Origin of the sequence: Dyella sp. M7H15-1 (genome assembly GCF_004114615.1) — a bacterium.
In the GTDB taxonomy this organism is placed as follows: Bacteria; Pseudomonadota; Gammaproteobacteria; order Xanthomonadales; family Rhodanobacteraceae; genus Dyella_B.
The window spans coordinates 1,001,846-1,016,190 of sequence record NZ_CP035300.1 but is presented as its reverse complement, the minus strand read 5'-3'; the positions used below and the strand labels follow the sequence as shown (position 1 = coordinate 1,016,190).

15 protein-coding genes are annotated in these 14,345 nt (G+C 59.4%); 6 read left to right on the top strand and 9 right to left on the bottom strand.

Translation table 11 applies throughout. The features are described from left to right. Nucleotides 1-62 precede the first annotated feature (62 nt). Complete coding sequence (locus EO087_RS04880) at nt 63-1,202, top strand: acyltransferase (RefSeq protein ID WP_128897886.1); 1,140 nt, start codon at nt 63-65, stop codon at nt 1,200-1,202. Nucleotides 1,203-1,304: 102 nt separating this feature from the next. Here EO087_RS04880 and EO087_RS04875 read toward each other — a convergent pair whose 3' ends face one another. Continuing rightward, nucleotides 1,305-2,528, bottom strand: coding sequence for a trypsin-like peptidase domain-containing protein (locus EO087_RS04875; protein WP_128897885.1), 1,224 nt, complete (start codon nt 2,526-2,528; stop codon nt 1,305-1,307). Nucleotides 2,529-2,775: 247 nt separating this feature from the next. Between EO087_RS04875 and petA the strand changes: the two genes are divergently transcribed. The 5 genes from petA to EO087_RS04850 all read left to right on the top strand — a co-directional run bounded on the left by petA (nt 2,776) and on the right by EO087_RS04850 (nt 6,579). Further along, complete coding sequence (petA, locus tag EO087_RS04870) at nt 2,776-3,384, top strand: ubiquinol-cytochrome c reductase iron-sulfur subunit (RefSeq protein ID WP_128897884.1); 609 nt, start codon at nt 2,776-2,778, stop codon at nt 3,382-3,384. Beyond that, nucleotides 3,381-4,685 (top strand): cytochrome bc complex cytochrome b subunit, encoded by a 1,305-nt coding sequence (locus EO087_RS04865; RefSeq protein ID WP_128897883.1) that lies wholly within the window; start codon nt 3,381-3,383, stop codon nt 4,683-4,685. Before petA ends, EO087_RS04865 begins: the two co-directional genes overlap by 4 nt. Beyond that, nucleotides 4,678-5,424, top strand: coding sequence for a cytochrome c1 (locus EO087_RS04860; RefSeq protein WP_128897882.1), 747 nt, complete (start codon nt 4,678-4,680; stop codon nt 5,422-5,424). Before EO087_RS04865 ends, EO087_RS04860 begins: the two co-directional genes overlap by 8 nt. A 103-nt stretch (nt 5,425-5,527) precedes the next feature. Continuing rightward, nucleotides 5,528-6,148, top strand: a complete 621-nt coding sequence (locus tag EO087_RS04855) for a glutathione S-transferase N-terminal domain-containing protein (protein WP_128897881.1) — start codon at nt 5,528-5,530, stop codon at nt 6,146-6,148. A 17-nt stretch (nt 6,149-6,165) separates the two neighbouring features. Continuing rightward, nucleotides 6,166-6,579, top strand: a complete 414-nt coding sequence (locus EO087_RS04850; protein WP_128897880.1) for a ClpXP protease specificity-enhancing factor — start codon at nt 6,166-6,168, stop codon at nt 6,577-6,579. Nucleotides 6,580-6,771: 192 nt separating this feature from the next. Here the strand turns inward: EO087_RS04850 and EO087_RS04845 are convergent, their stop codons facing one another. From EO087_RS04845 to EO087_RS16205, 8 genes are all read right to left on the bottom strand, one after another. Then, nucleotides 6,772-7,278, bottom strand: coding sequence for a DUF192 domain-containing protein (locus EO087_RS04845; RefSeq protein ID WP_164931770.1), 507 nt, complete (start codon nt 7,276-7,278; stop codon nt 6,772-6,774). A gap of 105 nt (nt 7,279-7,383) precedes the next feature. After that, on the bottom strand, nt 7,384-8,220 hold the full coding sequence (locus tag EO087_RS04840) for a hypothetical protein (protein ID WP_128897878.1): 837 nt from the start codon (nt 8,218-8,220) through the stop codon (nt 7,384-7,386). A 176-nt stretch (nt 8,221-8,396) separates the two neighbouring features. Beyond that, nucleotides 8,397-10,220: a type IV secretory system conjugative DNA transfer family protein gene (locus EO087_RS04835; protein ID WP_164931769.1), complete on the bottom strand. Its 1,824-nt coding sequence runs from the start codon at nt 10,218-10,220 to the stop codon at nt 8,397-8,399. A gap of 16 nt (nt 10,221-10,236) precedes the next feature. Further along, on the bottom strand, nt 10,237-11,289 hold the full coding sequence (gene virB11, locus EO087_RS04830) for a P-type DNA transfer ATPase VirB11 (protein ID WP_205744436.1): 1,053 nt from the start codon (nt 11,287-11,289) through the stop codon (nt 10,237-10,239). Nucleotides 11,290-11,296: 7 nt separating this feature from the next. Continuing rightward, nucleotides 11,297-12,496, bottom strand: a complete 1,200-nt coding sequence (gene virB10 / locus EO087_RS04825; RefSeq protein WP_128897876.1) for a type IV secretion system protein VirB10 — start codon at nt 12,494-12,496, stop codon at nt 11,297-11,299. Then, nucleotides 12,493-13,476, bottom strand: a complete 984-nt coding sequence (virB9, locus tag EO087_RS04820) for a P-type conjugative transfer protein VirB9 (protein WP_128897875.1) — start codon at nt 13,474-13,476, stop codon at nt 12,493-12,495. Before virB9 ends, virB10 begins: the two co-directional genes overlap by 4 nt. A gap of 3 nt (nt 13,477-13,479) precedes the next feature. Continuing rightward, nucleotides 13,480-14,166, bottom strand: coding sequence for a VirB8/TrbF family protein (locus EO087_RS04815; RefSeq protein ID WP_128897874.1), 687 nt, complete (start codon nt 14,164-14,166; stop codon nt 13,480-13,482). Beyond that, complete coding sequence (locus EO087_RS16205; RefSeq protein WP_164931768.1) at nt 14,163-14,327, bottom strand: hypothetical protein; 165 nt, start codon at nt 14,325-14,327, stop codon at nt 14,163-14,165. Before EO087_RS16205 ends, EO087_RS04815 begins: the two co-directional genes overlap by 4 nt. Between the last annotated feature and the right edge of the window lie 18 nt (nt 14,328-14,345).

Here is a 14,345-nt window from a genome sequence, read left to right as displayed (position 1 = left end):
ACGCGAAATCAAGGGCGACATCCGCGCATGCATGTACAATATGCCGTTCATGAGGATACGGCATGCAAAAGAATCGTAAGGGTTCGCACATCGCTGCGCTTGACGGACTCCGTGGATATGCTGCGCTTGCGGTTACGATGTATCACGGTATTTTGCACTTCGATACGTCCCTGATCGACCGAGTGCTATACCAGCCCGTCGCAAATGTCCATGGTGTCGACGATCTGGTATGTAAAGTGCTCTTGGCCCTATTCAATGGCGAGAGTGCCGTCATCCTGTTCTTTGTGTTGAGTGGCTATGTTCTTGCTTCTTCGATCGATAGATCTCTCGATGCAGGAAGGAAGTGTCTGATCGTTTCGGTTGAGTTCCTAGTGAAGCGAGCGTGGCGAATTTATCCAGCCATGTTCGCCTGCATGGTTTTCTATTGGGTGCTTTCAAGGTTACTGGATGGCCGCATTGGGTACGCAACCATAAACGCAGTAATTTTTTGGAGCAGTGTGACGCTTTATCGAGTCTCCGTACACGGTCCATCTTGGAGCCTTCAGGTTGAGATGTTGGCCGCTCCATTTATCCTTGCGTTCGCGTTGATGAGGCGGTATCTAGGATTCTTTTCACTAGTCCTCGTGATGGCATATGCGATGTTCTCAATTGAGTATCCTGTGCTTATCGGAAACGCGAACAATCTGTGGCCGTATCTGATTGCGTTCGTGATTGGTATTGTGGTTGCGTCACCGGAATTCGGAGCTATTCGATTTGAGCCGAAACCGGCTCATATTGTGATTGCTCTGATCACATTCATATTTTTTCGACAGATCGTCTCACGCAATGCGATTTCAGGCCTGATTGCGCATTCCCTCTTGGCGGGACTTTTAGTTTTTGCGGTGTCGAGGTCGCATACGGGACGGATTCACCAGTTTCTCAACAGCCGAATTTCTCAGTTCTTCGGTCGCATCAGTTACAGCTTCTATTTGTTGAATGTTCCTGTACTCTTGCTCGTTTGGGGGACAATTTCAGCAGTATTCCCTCATCCTGAGCAACACTATCTTGGATGGGGAATAGTGTCGGGTGTGATTGCCACTGTTTTGACTATGCCGTTTGCGTGGGCCTGCGAGCGCTACATCGAGCGTCCGTCAATGCACCTCATTCGCTCTGTCCTTGCTGTTGCTCCTAAACAAGGTGGCGTCTCGGCGCGCGTGGCCTAGCCGCATCAATTGTCTAAGGAATCCCACTTGGTTTTGACTTGTGCTTCACGCTCATGGCGATCGCGCCAATCAACATCAAGGTAAGCAGTACTTCTGGGCCGATCAGCCTTGTACGTGGTTGCCGCTATTCGATGCACTGGTTGCCGCGGGCGCCTGTGGCGGACGCTGAGCCACGGTCAACATCAGATGAAAGGGCACGCCGTTGCGCAGGCCCGATACCGCGACATGGGTGCCAGGCTTGAGCGTGGCCTCCCGCCGGCTGAGATCGGCTGGGTCGCGGATGTCGACCTCGCCCAGTTGCAGCACGATGTCGTGAACCTGAAGGCCGGCCGCTGCCGCCGGGCCGTTGGAATAGATATCCGTGATCTGTGCACCACGCGCCGCGGCGGGCAAGCCACTGTCTGCGGCCACCGGCACGAAACCGTAATCGGCTCCTAGCCAGCCGCGGGTCACGCGCCCGGTTGCGATTAATTGTCGCAGGACGTTGGTTGCGGTATCGACAGGAATGGCAAACCCGATACCTTCGGCATTTGCCGCCTTGCCGATCAGTAACGTGTTGATGCCGACCAGATCCCCATTGCTATTGACCAGTGCCCCCCCGGAGTTGCCGAGGTTGATGGCGGCATCCGTCTGGATGAAATCTTCTGGGTTGCTGTTGCTGAGCTGGCGGCCGATCGCACTGATGATGCCCATGGTGACGGTCTGGTTGAGGCCGAGCGGGTTGCCGATGGCGAGCACCACATCGCCCACGCGCAGTTTTTTCGGATCGGCCATCTGGATCACCGGCAGGTTGCTGGCGTCCTTGATCTTCAGCACGGCCAGGTCGGTTTCCTCGTCGGCGCCGATTAGCGTGGCTCCGGCGACGCGGCCGTCGTACAGCAGTATCTGGATGTCGTTGGCATTGGCGATTACATGATTGTTCGTGAGCACATAGCCTTCCGGGCTGACGATCACGCCAGAACCCAGGTTCTGCTCGCGTCGCGTTACCGGCGGGCCAGCCACCATGCCACCGAACAATTGTTGCATCAACGGATCGGTGAACATGCGCACGGCCTGCTCGGTCACCAGCTTGTTGGCGTAGATGTTGACCACCGATGGTGCGGCCTTGGTTACTGCGTTGGCATACGAAGCAGGGGCGGCGCTGATGGTGGGTGTGGCCGGTGGCGTGCTGTTGCTGGATGTTGCAGCGGGCGCGTGCTGGAACCCGAAACCTGTGCGCAGGCGATCGCCGACTCTCGGCCAGATCAAGCTGATAACGAAGGCAAGCGCCAGCCCAAGCACCACGAAGCGGGCAATAAAGGCGACGATGCCGGCGGCATGCTTCATGTCGTAATGCGATCCGTAACCATTTCGTGGAGTGTGGCGGAGCGACGTGACCGCCCGTGCAGTTTTATTGTAGGGTGATGAATTGTAGGGCGTTGAGCCTGAGATTAGACTAACGTGATTTTTGTAAGGTAACGCGATTTTTGCAGGGGCACGATCCTGGGGCAGTCGGCGAAGCGCAACTTTTTCGTCAGCAATGGCCGTATCTGGTTTCTGCATTTTCAGTGGCATGCAAGTACCGGAGAGCCTGATGGCGAACGAAGTCGTCGATCTAGGCCGCCGCCGCTTTCTTACTACGACAACGGCCGTGGTGGGGGGAGTGGGTGTGGTGGCGGCAGTAGTGCCTTTCATCAAGTCGTGGGAACCCAGTGCAAGAGCCAAGGCTGCCGGTGCACCCGTCACCCAGTCGCTCAAGAAGATCGAACCCGGCCAGCAGTTGATCGTGGCGTGGCGCAGTCTCCCGGTCTTTATCGTCAATCGTTCGTCTGCACAGCTTGCGGCGCTGCCCAAGCAAGATCCGCGGCTGGTCGATCCGAAATCGGATGGCACCTCCGTCGATCAGCAACCGAAGTACGCGCAGAACGAGACCCGCTCCATCAAGCCCGAATGGTTGGTGATGATCGGTATCTGCACCCACCTGGGCTGCGTGCCCGATTACGTGGGCGAAATGAAGCCCGAACCCTTCGATCCGAATTGGCAGGGCGGCTACTACTGTCCTTGCCACCACTCGCGCTACGACATGGCTGGTCGTGTCTACCAGGGTGTGCCGGCGCCGAAGAATATGGAGATTCCTCCGTATCACTTTGTTGACGACACGACGGTGCAGATCGGTGTGGATCCGCAGGGGGCAGCGTCATGACGAATGTTTTTTCCAATATTGGCGAGTGGGTCAATGAGCGCGCACCCGGCCTGATGCCGGTGTACCGCAAGCACATGACCGAGTATTACGCGCCGAAGAATTTCAACCTTTGGTACTATTTCGGGTCGCTGGCCTTGCTGGTGCTGGTCAATCAGATTGTCACCGGCATTTTCCTCACCATGAACTACGACCCGAGCGCGGCTGGCGCGTTTGATTCGGTGCAGTACATCATGCGTGACGTGGAGTGGGGGTGGCTGATCCGCTACATGCACTCCACGGGTGCGTCGCTGTTTTTCGTGGTGGTCTACCTGCATATGTTCCGCGGCATCCTGTACGGCTCGTACAAGAAGCCACGCGAACTGGTGTGGTTACTCGGCATGCTGATTTTCTTGGTGCTGATGGCCGAAGCGTTCATGGGTTACGTGCTGCCGTGGGGCAACATGTCGTTCTGGGGCGCGAAAGTGATCGTGTCGTTGTTCGGCACCATTCCGGTGATCGGCAAGGATCTGGTCGAGTGGATCATGGGCGACTTTCTGCCCGCCGATGCCACGCTCAACCGCTTCTTCGCCCTGCATGTCATTGCCTTGCCGTTAGTGCTGATCCTGCTGGTGGTGTTGCATCTGGCAGCGCTGCACGAAGTGGGTTCGAACAATCCGGATGGCGTGGACGTCAAGCATGGTCCGAAGGGCAATCGCTGGGATCCGATGGCACCCACCGATGGCATACCGTTCCATCCGTATTACACGGTGAAGGATCTGGTGGGCGTGGGTTTGTTCCTGGCTATCGGCGCTTTCATCATCTTCTTCCAGCCGACATTCGGTGGCTGGTTCCTTGAGCACGACAATTCAATACCTGCCAACAATCTGGTGACGCCGTTGCAGATCAAGCCGGTGTGGTACTTCACCGCTTTCTACGCCATCGTCCGCATGATTCCATCGGCCTTCGGTACGGCGGTATGGGGGGTGTTGGGCATGTTTGGCGCGATCGTGCTGCTATTCCTGCTGCCATGGATCGATGCCGGCAAGGTGAAGTCGATCCGTTATCGCGGCACTGGCTTCAAGGTGGCACTCACCTTGTTCGTGTTGGCGTTCTTCGGGCTGGTGTTGATCGGTACCGACTCCACCGCCGATTTGATTCCGATGCTGTTCGGTGCAAGCGTGGACGTCACCTCGATAGAGAATCTCTTCGGTCGCGTGATGGTGCTGATCTACTTCGGGTTCTTCGTATTCCTGTGGTTGTACACACATCTTGGTTGGGAAAAGACCAAGTCGGTTCCGGAACGGGTGACGACGCATGACTAAGCGCTATCTTTCCACCTTTGTGCTGGCGTTGGGCCTGTTGTTCGGCACCTCCGCCGCGATAGCCGAAGGCCCAGAACTGCCGTCCGCAGGCACCAATCTGCGCGACACCGCCTCTCTCCAGCGCGGCGCCCACTTGTTCTTCAACTATTGCGTGGGTTGCCACTCGCTCAAGTATCTGCGCTACGAGCGCATCGCGGACGACCTCGGCCTGACTGCGGACGACGTGATGAACAACCTCAATTTCACTGGTGCCAAGTTCGGCGACCCGGTGGTTTCGCACATGCCTGCGGATGACGCGCAGAAGTTCTTCGGCAAGGCGCCGCCAGACCTGTCGCTGGAAGTCTCAGCCAAGGGTCCGGACTGGGTCTATGCTTACCTCAACGCGTTCTATCTGGATCCCAAAAGCCCGATCGGTTGGAATAACCTGATCCTGCCCAATGCCGCCATGCCGTTCCCGTTGTGGGAGTTGCAGGGCATGCAGGTGCCGGTGACGAAAGACGCCAAGCCAGGGGATGATGTGCAGGTCGCCGGCCTCAAGCTGGAGCACCCTGGCCGTCTGACTCCCGCGCAATACCAGCAGGCCACCCGCGACCTGACCAACTTCCTGGAATACGCGTCCGAACCGGCGGTCCTGCAGCGGCGGCACTACGGCATCTGGGTGGTGCTGTTCTTGCTGGCTTTCACCTTCCTGGCCTATCTGCTAAAGAAGGAGTATTGGAAGGACGTTCACGAAGGATGATCAGAGCATCCTTGGAAGGATTTGTGACCGCCGTGTGATGATGGCGAGGGCCATCCCGGCGGTCACATCAACCGGCGGTCACATCAAATAGGGAGACAAGTGCATGGTCCAGAACCCTCGTTCCCGGACGGTACTCGCCCTGTACTCCGCTGCCGATGACATCCAATGTCACCGCGTACGGTTAGTACTGGCAGCGAAGGGAGTCGCCTACGACCTGATCCAGGTCGATCCGGCCAAACCGCCACAAGATTTGACCGATCTCAACCTTTACGGCAGCTTGCCGACCTTGGTCGATCGCGAACTCACCCTGTACGACACCGCGGTGGTGTGCGAATACCTGGATGAACGCTATCCGCACCCGCCTCTTATGCCGATCGACCCGCTTTCCCGCGCGCGACTGCGGCTGGCGGCGGTACGCATCGAGCGCGACTGGTTGCCGCAAGTGGAGCACATCCGTGCCGGCGGGCGCTCCGCGGAGGCCGCGCGCAAGCGACTGCGCGAGCAATTGCTGGAGACCTTGCCATTGTTCAAGGCCGCGAAGTTTTTCCTCAACCCGGAGATGAGTCTGGCCGATTGCCTAGTAACCCCGGTGATTTGGCGGCTGCCCGCGCTGGGTGTCGATCTGGGGCGGGAGGGCAAGCCGATCATGGATTATGGCGAGCGCCTGTTCCGCAGTCAGGGTTATGCTCGCAGTTTGACGTCTGAAGAAAAGGCTCTACGGTGACTCAGCAGGACCATGGCATGACCTCCAATCGTCCTTATCTGTTGCGGGCGATCTACGACTGGATCAGCGACAACAACCTCACGCCCTACATGCTGGTGGATGCCACACGAAATGGTGTGCGAGTGCCGACGCATGTGATCAAGAACGGCCAGGTGGTGCTCAACCTGGCCATGCGCGCGGTGGCCAATCTGGACCTGGGTAACGAGTGGATTAGCTTTCAGGCGCGTTTTTCGGGCGTGAGTCACAGCATCCAGATTCCGATTCCGGCGGTGCTGGCTTTGTACGCCCAGGAGAATGGGCAGGGGATGATGTTTCCGGCGGATGAGGATGGTGGTGATCCACCTTCTAACGCACCGCCGTCCGCGCCGGAGCCGAGTACGGATGGCGACAAACCGAAGCGTGGCGGGTCGCATTTGCGGGTCGTCAAATAGCATCGCAAATTCCGTCCACTTCTGCTCATAAGCTGGATGTAATAGTTCCACAACTGCGCTGTATCAGAGTTGGTGAGGTTCGTGCGCGGTCGATAACGTCCTTCGCGACGGCGCATCTTGCGCAGCTTGTCCTTGTTGCTCCGAGAGCTGCATCAGCTCGTGCATGTCATTCCCTCATGGTGGGCTGTTCCGTTATTCCAATGGGCCAGCCGTGTGCTCCGGTTGACCACCACCGTAGCAGCGATGCCGCACCAGCACCCAGCCTTCACCGATGCCGTGGTGGATAAGATCGCCGGCATCGTCCTCCAGCATGGCCGAAGGCCACACCTTCGGGTAATGGTGGGCATCGGTGTTAGGGGACATCGAGATGACCTGAAAGATACGGCCATTCGCATCGAGGAACGCTGCATCGAGCGGTGCCGGTGTGTCGTGCATCCACACCGCCTGCGGCACGGGTTTGTTCCAAACGAACAGCATGCGCAACGGCTGGCCGCCAGGCTTCAGCCGACTCAAACCGCGCCGCTGGTCGGGTGGTGATACCGCCAGGGGAACACCGGGCATGAACACCATCCTGTCTGGTCCCTGCAGCGTCAGGTCGCAATGCCGCATCGCCGGCAGGAGCAGCGGTGGATCGCCCGCGATAGCCGGGTGCCAGGCCATGGCAATGAGGACAGCCGTCAACGCCATGCGGGTCGTCATGCACTGCCGCTCAAGCCATCGGGAGAATGGGTGGCCAGTTGCGAAGGTCGGGTTAACCGCGGATTTCGCTTTCATCTCAAGACTCCTTTCAGTTCAGTCGCTGGATCAACGGCCACGGTCGCGGTCGCGGTAAAACTGCTTTTCTTCTTTGAGCGCGGCCTGACGTAGCTGAATGTCGACCAGCGTGCGGCCTTGGCCGATGTCCGTAGCGATGTTGTCGCGCATACGCGACATGAAGGCGCGCTGGGCGTCCTCGCCTTGGATCTGGCGCGACATCGCTGCCATGCTCGCCTCCACAACGAACGCTTTTTTCAGTTCCGGAAACTTCTCCGCCGCAGCCTTGCGGTCGGCGGCGGTGGTGGCTTCTCGGAATGCTTGTACAGCTTCGTTGTTGCTCATGGCGAGCGCTGCCACGCCGGTATGGCTGGTTGTCAGGATCGTGTCGCCGGCACCGTAGACCGGGTAGCGACCCTGCTCGTCGGTGGCTTCGTTCAACCGCCGAGTGCCTTCCAGGGACCCATAGGACTGATCCAGGCGGGACAGGGCATCCATGTCGCGCTCGCGCGCTTCGCGCAGTTGGTGAATATACTTGTCCAGCGCGAACGTTACCGGTGTGTCGTTGCCGTGCAGAAGTGCGCGGCATTCGGCGACCTGGCTAACCAATGCCATCTCGTTCGCGGTCGCGAGCGAGATGGCATCGGCAGCAGATTGGCGAGCATTCGGATCGTCCATGCCGCGCTCTTTCAGGCGATTCACGATCGCTAGTGCGTTCGCGGCAAGCTCCAGATCCGTACGCTCGGCGGTGGCCAGTTGCTCGGCGCGCTGAATCGCGCGCGAGACCTCGCGCTTTTCCATTTCGCTCAAGCTGTCGAACATCAAACCTGAAGGCTGGCCGCCAGGCACATCGGGCAAGGGATAGGTTCCACCTATCTCGGTAGCCATGGTACCTCCTTAGCGCGAACGGTCTTGGTCGCGGTTGGCGGCCTTGTCATCGGTCTTTCGATCCGTCTTGACTTCGACGTCCGGCAGCTTACGGCCGGTGTGCAATGCAATGAGGATCGAGTCGCGGAAGCGGCCGATGAAGTTCGTTGCTCATAGTGAACTCCTTTGAAAGTGGGTTATCGCGTTATGGTGGCGTAGAGCCGATCCGCCAGGGCTTTGGCCTTGTCGTCGGTTAGCTTCCCGGAGGGAATATCCACGTCGGAGAAATTGAGGGAGAAATCCGACATGGGACGGTCGTACAGGGTTTCCAGGTCGCCCACTTCGACCGGCCGCGTTCCATCCGCGTGTGGTTCGTCAATGGGCGCCGCGCTCGGTAATGGCGTCGGCGCCACCACCGGCGGGTCGCATACCAGATTCTTGAAGTTCTTATCCTTATACCAGCGGATCTTGTCGGCCATGATCGGCTTGCAGCCCTTGGCCAACAGGATTTCCTCATCGTCGCCGATGTCCTTCACTTCCTGCGGGAGCAGCAACGCGCGCGCATGATCGGCGTCGCTGATCAAACGCGACCCCTTCGAGAAACCCATCGGCCGGGACTTCGAGCGGGTCACGAAGGTCATGTTGCCCAGCTCGCGGCTGATTTCCGTGGCGACGTCGATGTCCGCCGGCGTGTAGATGATGCGGACGTGGAAGTTTTGGAAGAAGTTCTTGGCGACGTCGTCACCGTAGACCTCACGCACTTGGCTCGGCGACTGGAAGATCGCCAGCAGTCGCACGCCGTAGCTACGCAGGAACGCAATGGCTTCCACCAGTACTTGCATCTTGCCGAGCGAACGGAACTCGTCGGGCATGAGCAACAACTGGTACTTCAAGGCGGGGTTGTGCTCAGGCAACTCGCGCGTGTTGAGGTCAATGATCTGCTGGAAAAACAGGTTCAGGAGCGGGGCGAGACGGCCAAGGTTATCCGGCGTGATGCCGAGGTAAATGCTCATCGGCTTCTTGCGCAGCGCCTCCAAGTCGAAATCGTTGCCGGCGGTGGCCGCGTCGATGATCGGATTGATGAACAGCTCGAACCGCGACGTGAAGGTCTTGCGGATCGACGTGCGAGTGTTGTCCGAGGTGTTCACGTAATCCAGCAGCGCTTGCATGCACGGCGCTGAGAGCGGCTTGCCCGACTTCTGGCGTTCCTCGATGATACGCTTCCAACGCTTGTCGTCGCCCGAGTAGGCCTCACGCGCGACCTGGCCTAATGTGCGCGGTTTGCCATCGGTTTCCAGCAGGTATAGCGTCAAACCGAGGAAAAGTGAACGGCAACTGGCCGTCCAAATGGGATCGGTGCCCTGGATGTCGGGAAACAGGATGTTGCCGATCTTCTGCGTGTCGTCCACCCGAAGTGCCGGATCGTCGCGTACATATGCCAAGGGGTTCCAGCGGTGCGTGATGCGCTTAGGGTTCGCGGGATCAAACAGGAAGCAGGCATGTCCGTGCTTTGCACGGTAGCCGGCAGTCAGCGTCCAATTCTCTTTCTTGATGTCCAGGACGATGACGGAGTGATTCCAGTTCAGCAGGTTCGGAATCACGATGCCGACGCCCTTGCCCGAGCCGGTCGGCGCGGCCAGCATCACGTGCGGGTGGCGGGCCATCGAGGCGAACAGGTACTTGTTCGGTTGGCCTGGCATGCGGCCGATCACGATGCCGTCGCCGGTGCGATTGTCCAGGTCGGCTTTCGTGATTTCCGAGCGTTTCGCAAAGCGCGCCTCGCCATACAGCGATTGCTTCGGCTTCACGAAGAGCAGGACCGCTGGCGAAAGAACCAGCGCTGAGGCCGCTGCCGCGCTCAAAATCAGCTTCGGATGTACGGTTTCGTCGTACCAGTAGAAGCGGTAGTAGTTGACCCACGTCAGCCACGTCGCTGGCTCGCCCTTACCGCGGAACGCCAGAAGCGAGAAGACGTGGCCGGACACCCACAGCCACACCGGCACGACCAGCAAGGCCAGCAAGGCGACGATTAGCGCCTTAACCCAGAATGGCGCGCTTGCGTTCCGGCTCATAGTAGATTCCCGTCACGCGCCGCTTGCCTTTCACGACGCTGAATTGAATGACCACATCCACCAGCATGAACAGCAGCTGCTTGATGTCCTCCCGTGCCAGGTGCGAGCCCGCTGGCGACTCTTTCACCAGCAGCATCAGTTGCTCGATGGCGAGCCGCGGACTGGTGGCATGCACCGACGTGATCGAACCTGGATGGCCCGAGTTCACGTTGCGCACGAAGTAGAAGGCTTCTTCGCTGCGCAGCTCGGCGAGCAAGATGCGGTCGGGCTTCATGCGCAGGCACGATTCCAGCAACATCTTCGGGGTGGCCTGGCTGACACCCTGGCCGTCCTTCGAGTAGAACAAGCGGACATGGTTCGGCTGGTTGATGATGTCCAGTTCCGGTGTGTCCTCGATCGTGATAAGTCGCTCGTTCGACGGAATCAGATCCACCAGCGTCTTCATGATCGTGGTCTTGCCGGCGCCGGTGGCGCCGGACACCACGATGTTCTGGTGGCTGGCCACAGCCAGCTCCAGGAAGTTGCGGATGCGCTGTTCGTGCAGATAGGCCAATAGGTCGCACTCGACCTCGCTGCCGGTGTTCGAACCGACCACGACATTCTCGAAGGCGCCGCTGCGCTCGTAGTCGTCGAGCGTCATACGTCGCTTCGACGGCTTGCGTATCGTCAGACTCACCGTGCCCGCCGGCACAGCCGGCGGCACGACCACCTGGATGCGCTCGCCGCTCGGCAAGGCTGCCGACACCAGTGGCTTGGCCTCCGAAATCGTCTGCTGCGTGGATGTGGCGATCAACTTGGCTAGGCCGCGAAGGTGCTCATACGAAAGCTCGGGCATTTCCAGGCGTTGCCACCCACTCTGGTCTTCCGTCCATGCCTCGCCCGGACGGTTAACCACAACCTCCGTCACTTGGCCTTGCAGCAACCCCCGCAGCGGTGTGAGGAAGGTTTCGACCGCGGTCATGGCCCACGCTGCCTCGCTTGCCGAGGCGTCATTGGCCTTGACCGTCGGCGCCGTCATGGGTGCGTCAGTTTGTGGAGTGGAGTGCATAAACGTTGCTGAAGTCGATGTCACGGGCGACGAAGACGCCGATATGGCTGCCCTGGGCTTTGTCGAGCGTTGGCGGGATGTTCACCGTGTTCTGCACGATGATCCCCGCGGCGGTGTTACCTGTTTGGGTGGTGTTACCGAGGCTCAGCGAGGTGCCGCCGTTGCCGTTATTCTGCGCTTGCTTTGCTTGCTCGTACTGGCTGAGATCGTCCACCAGCGACACCAGCAGCGCGGCACCGAAGCGTTGCCAGAAGTGGTATGAAATCTTGCCATCCACGCCCGAGCGGCCCACTGAGTCCGTGCTGGGCGAATCGAGGTTCACGACCACGCCGTTCGGCATACGCGCGCGCGTCCACATGACGAAGATCCGCTTCTTGCCAGCCGTGAGCTGGGCGCTCTGGTACTGGCCGGTCAGCAGCGAGCCGCGTTCCAGCAGCAACACCTGACCGTCGGTCGAATAGATGTTGTGCGCAAGCACGCAGCTGGTCATACCTGGTTCGTCGCTGTTGATCGCAGTAATCAGGGTGCAGTCCAGGAACTGTCCCTGCGTAATCATCAAGTCCGGGTTGGCCAGCCGCGAAGCGGACACTTCACCCATGCGCGTTGTGCTCAAGGCATCGCCCAAGGAGCTGTGTGGCGTCGATTCCTGGCCGGCGCCGAGGCCACCGCCTAGTGCCGCTGCGCCACGAACGCCCAGCGCGGCACCAGGTGTGTTTTCGTCAGGCTGACCGCCGCTGGCACCTTTCACCGCGAGCACGGGCGATTGCATGCGCTCTAGGGCCAACTGTTGCGCGGTCCTTTGCGCAGGCGTCAACTGCGCAGGCTTCAGTTGCGCAGGCGTTAGCTGCACAGGTGCAGCAGGCTGGCTAGCCTGCGGTTGCGCACCAGGTGGCGCTGGAGGCGGCTTGTCCAGCCGTTCGAACGCTGCGCGAGTCATGTCCGGCAGGGAAGGAGACAGCTGCTGCTTCTCGGTATTCTGCTTGCCGCGGGCCGTGCTGCCTAGCTTGGCCATCAATGCATGCGCGCCGAGGCCAATCGCGATCACGAACACGCAACCTGTGACCAGGATCATGAACCACTTGCCGCCGCCCTTACGGGCGCCCAGCTGCGGAATGCCGCGCGCGGATTCAACGACTCCGCCTTCCGGTGGTTGATTGTCAGGATGGATCGGGCTCATGGCGTACCCCCGTTAGTCGTAGCAGCACGATCCACCGAAGGCATGGGCCTGACCATAATCGGCGTCGCTTGCGCGCCAGGGCCATCCGCGGAACTGGTCGGCTCCACCGAAGGCGCCGGTGCCGTGATCGGCGTCGATGGCGGTGTGGACGTAGAAGGCACATGGATGTCCTTGCGCTCCACGTTCGGGCTTGTCGTGTTGCTCGGGGTGGAGACGCCCCACGGGTTGTAGCTGCGGTTCTGCACACAGGCCACCGCTTTGCCACTTCGCAGGATGAAGCGCTTGGCGGTGGTGTGGATGACGTAGAAGTCACCACGCATGTTGCCATCGACAATGCTCTCCGTGCCGTCCGCATTGATCGTGAACACCGCTGGGATTTCGTGTGACGCGGGGTAATCCAGATACGTAAATCGGCCGTCGTCGAACACCTGGCTCGGCCACAGGGCACGGCTGCCACAGGCGTAGTAGTTCCAGTTGCGTGCGACGGGCGGCGCATTCAGCTCGTCGTTGAGTTTTTTCTTGTTCGCCGAGGCTTCCTGCGCGAGATAGGCTGCGTGCGCTGCCGCTGCGCGCAGTTCCGGGTAGTCGAAGCGCACCGCAAAGAACATGCTGGAATTGCGGCTGCTCGTCAGTCCTTTGACTTCGCGCGCGTCGAGGGACATCTGGTACACACGATCGTTCGTGACCACTGTCATGTTGGTCACGGCATCTGGCTCGCGCGGCTTGACGAACAGGTGATTGCCGGCCGGGGCAACTTCCCAAGCCATCGAGTCACCCAGTGCGATGTCTGCCACGTGCTCATCTGGCGCGAACTGGATGTCCGTTGAATAGCCGTAGTGACCGAGGATCTTCACCACATCGTTCGCGTTGTACGTGACCGTTTTTATGCGGGCGTCATACACGCCAGCCATCGGATTCTGCTCGGCGAAGACCACCGCAACAGGCAACAGCAGCAAGGTCGAAAGCAGGAGTTTGCGCATGGCTTAAGTTCCTGTCTTCACGGTTTCTGGATCGACGCGGTAATCCGTGACTTGGAAGCCCAGCGGATTAATCAGGCGATACTTTTCCGACATCGACGCCGCCAGGTAACGGTACGTGATCGTGGCGATCCAATTGGTTTGCTTTCCAGTCGGCGCACCGTTCTCCAGCTCGGTGCGCGTAAAGCGCACCTGGGCAACGTTGTTGCCAAGGAACGCGACCGCGTTGATCGAGATGTCCACCAGGCCGGTTTTCTTGTAGACGTTAACAGGTGCGTGAGGGTTATTCGGATCGATCTGCGCGAAATACTGCGCGCCGACCTGCTTGGAGCTCATCAACGAAACGGCCTGGTAGTTCGGGAGCGCCATCGCGTTGGAATAGCTTTCGCGATAATTCACGTAGGAGGCCAACCAATACTTGTCGATCACCTCGTCGAAGTTTTCGACATGCTGATCGAGCCGGCTGATGATGTCGGCGTCGCCGGTGCTCTTTTCCACGCGAACGATGAAAGGCTCCACCGTCTTGAGCGGAGTCAGGCAAGCCACGGCGATGCAGGCGGCTAGGGCAGTGCCGAGGCCTATGCCCGCGAAAATCCATGCGCGGCGCTCGCTGCGTTTCGCGCGTGCGATTTCATTGGACTCCCAGGCCTTCGACGCATCCGACCACGCCTTTTGCAAATCCTGATCCTTCATGGCGTCTTCTCCTTCGTCGTGGCGGGATGGTGGTCGGGCATGTTGATCGGCACGAAGCCTCTGGTACACGCCTTGGGGGGTTTCTGCTGTCCGGACGTCGAGCACGCGGCCAGCAGCACCGCGAACAGGACTAGGACCGTTCCTTTCAGTAGGGTACGCATCACGGTTTCCTTATCGAG

What these genes read in the sequence shown, in the direction of transcription:
- EO087_RS04880 (WP_128897886.1), top strand. Translation starts at nt 63, where the DNA reads ATGCAAAAGAATCGTAAGGGTTCGCACATCGCTGCGCTTGACGGACTC.
- EO087_RS04875 (WP_128897885.1), bottom strand. Translation starts at nt 2,528, where the DNA reads ATGAAGCATGCCGCCGGCATCGTCGCCTTTATTGCCCGCTTCGTGGTG.
- petA (WP_128897884.1), top strand. Translation starts at nt 2,776, where the DNA reads ATGGCGAACGAAGTCGTCGATCTAGGCCGCCGCCGCTTTCTTACTACG.
- EO087_RS04865 (WP_128897883.1), top strand. Translation starts at nt 3,381, where the DNA reads ATGACGAATGTTTTTTCCAATATTGGCGAGTGGGTCAATGAGCGCGCA.
- EO087_RS04860 (WP_128897882.1), top strand. Translation starts at nt 4,678, where the DNA reads ATGACTAAGCGCTATCTTTCCACCTTTGTGCTGGCGTTGGGCCTGTTG.
- EO087_RS04855 (WP_128897881.1), top strand. Translation starts at nt 5,528, where the DNA reads ATGGTCCAGAACCCTCGTTCCCGGACGGTACTCGCCCTGTACTCCGCT.
- EO087_RS04850 (WP_128897880.1), top strand. Translation starts at nt 6,166, where the DNA reads ATGACCTCCAATCGTCCTTATCTGTTGCGGGCGATCTACGACTGGATC.
- EO087_RS04845 (WP_164931770.1), bottom strand. Translation starts at nt 7,278, where the DNA reads ATGACGACCCGCATGGCGTTGACGGCTGTCCTCATTGCCATGGCCTGG.
- EO087_RS04840 (WP_128897878.1), bottom strand. Translation starts at nt 8,220, where the DNA reads ATGGCTACCGAGATAGGTGGAACCTATCCCTTGCCCGATGTGCCTGGC.
- virB11 (WP_205744436.1), bottom strand. Translation starts at nt 11,289, where the DNA reads ATGACGGCGCCGACGGTCAAGGCCAATGACGCCTCGGCAAGCGAGGCA.
- virB10 (WP_128897876.1), bottom strand. Translation starts at nt 12,496, where the DNA reads ATGAGCCCGATCCATCCTGACAATCAACCACCGGAAGGCGGAGTCGTT.
- virB9 (WP_128897875.1), bottom strand. Translation starts at nt 13,476, where the DNA reads ATGCGCAAACTCCTGCTTTCGACCTTGCTGCTGTTGCCTGTTGCGGTG.
- EO087_RS04815 (WP_128897874.1), bottom strand. Translation starts at nt 14,166, where the DNA reads ATGAAGGATCAGGATTTGCAAAAGGCGTGGTCGGATGCGTCGAAGGCC.
- EO087_RS16205 (WP_164931768.1), bottom strand. Translation starts at nt 14,327, where the DNA reads ATGCGTACCCTACTGAAAGGAACGGTCCTAGTCCTGTTCGCGGTGCTG.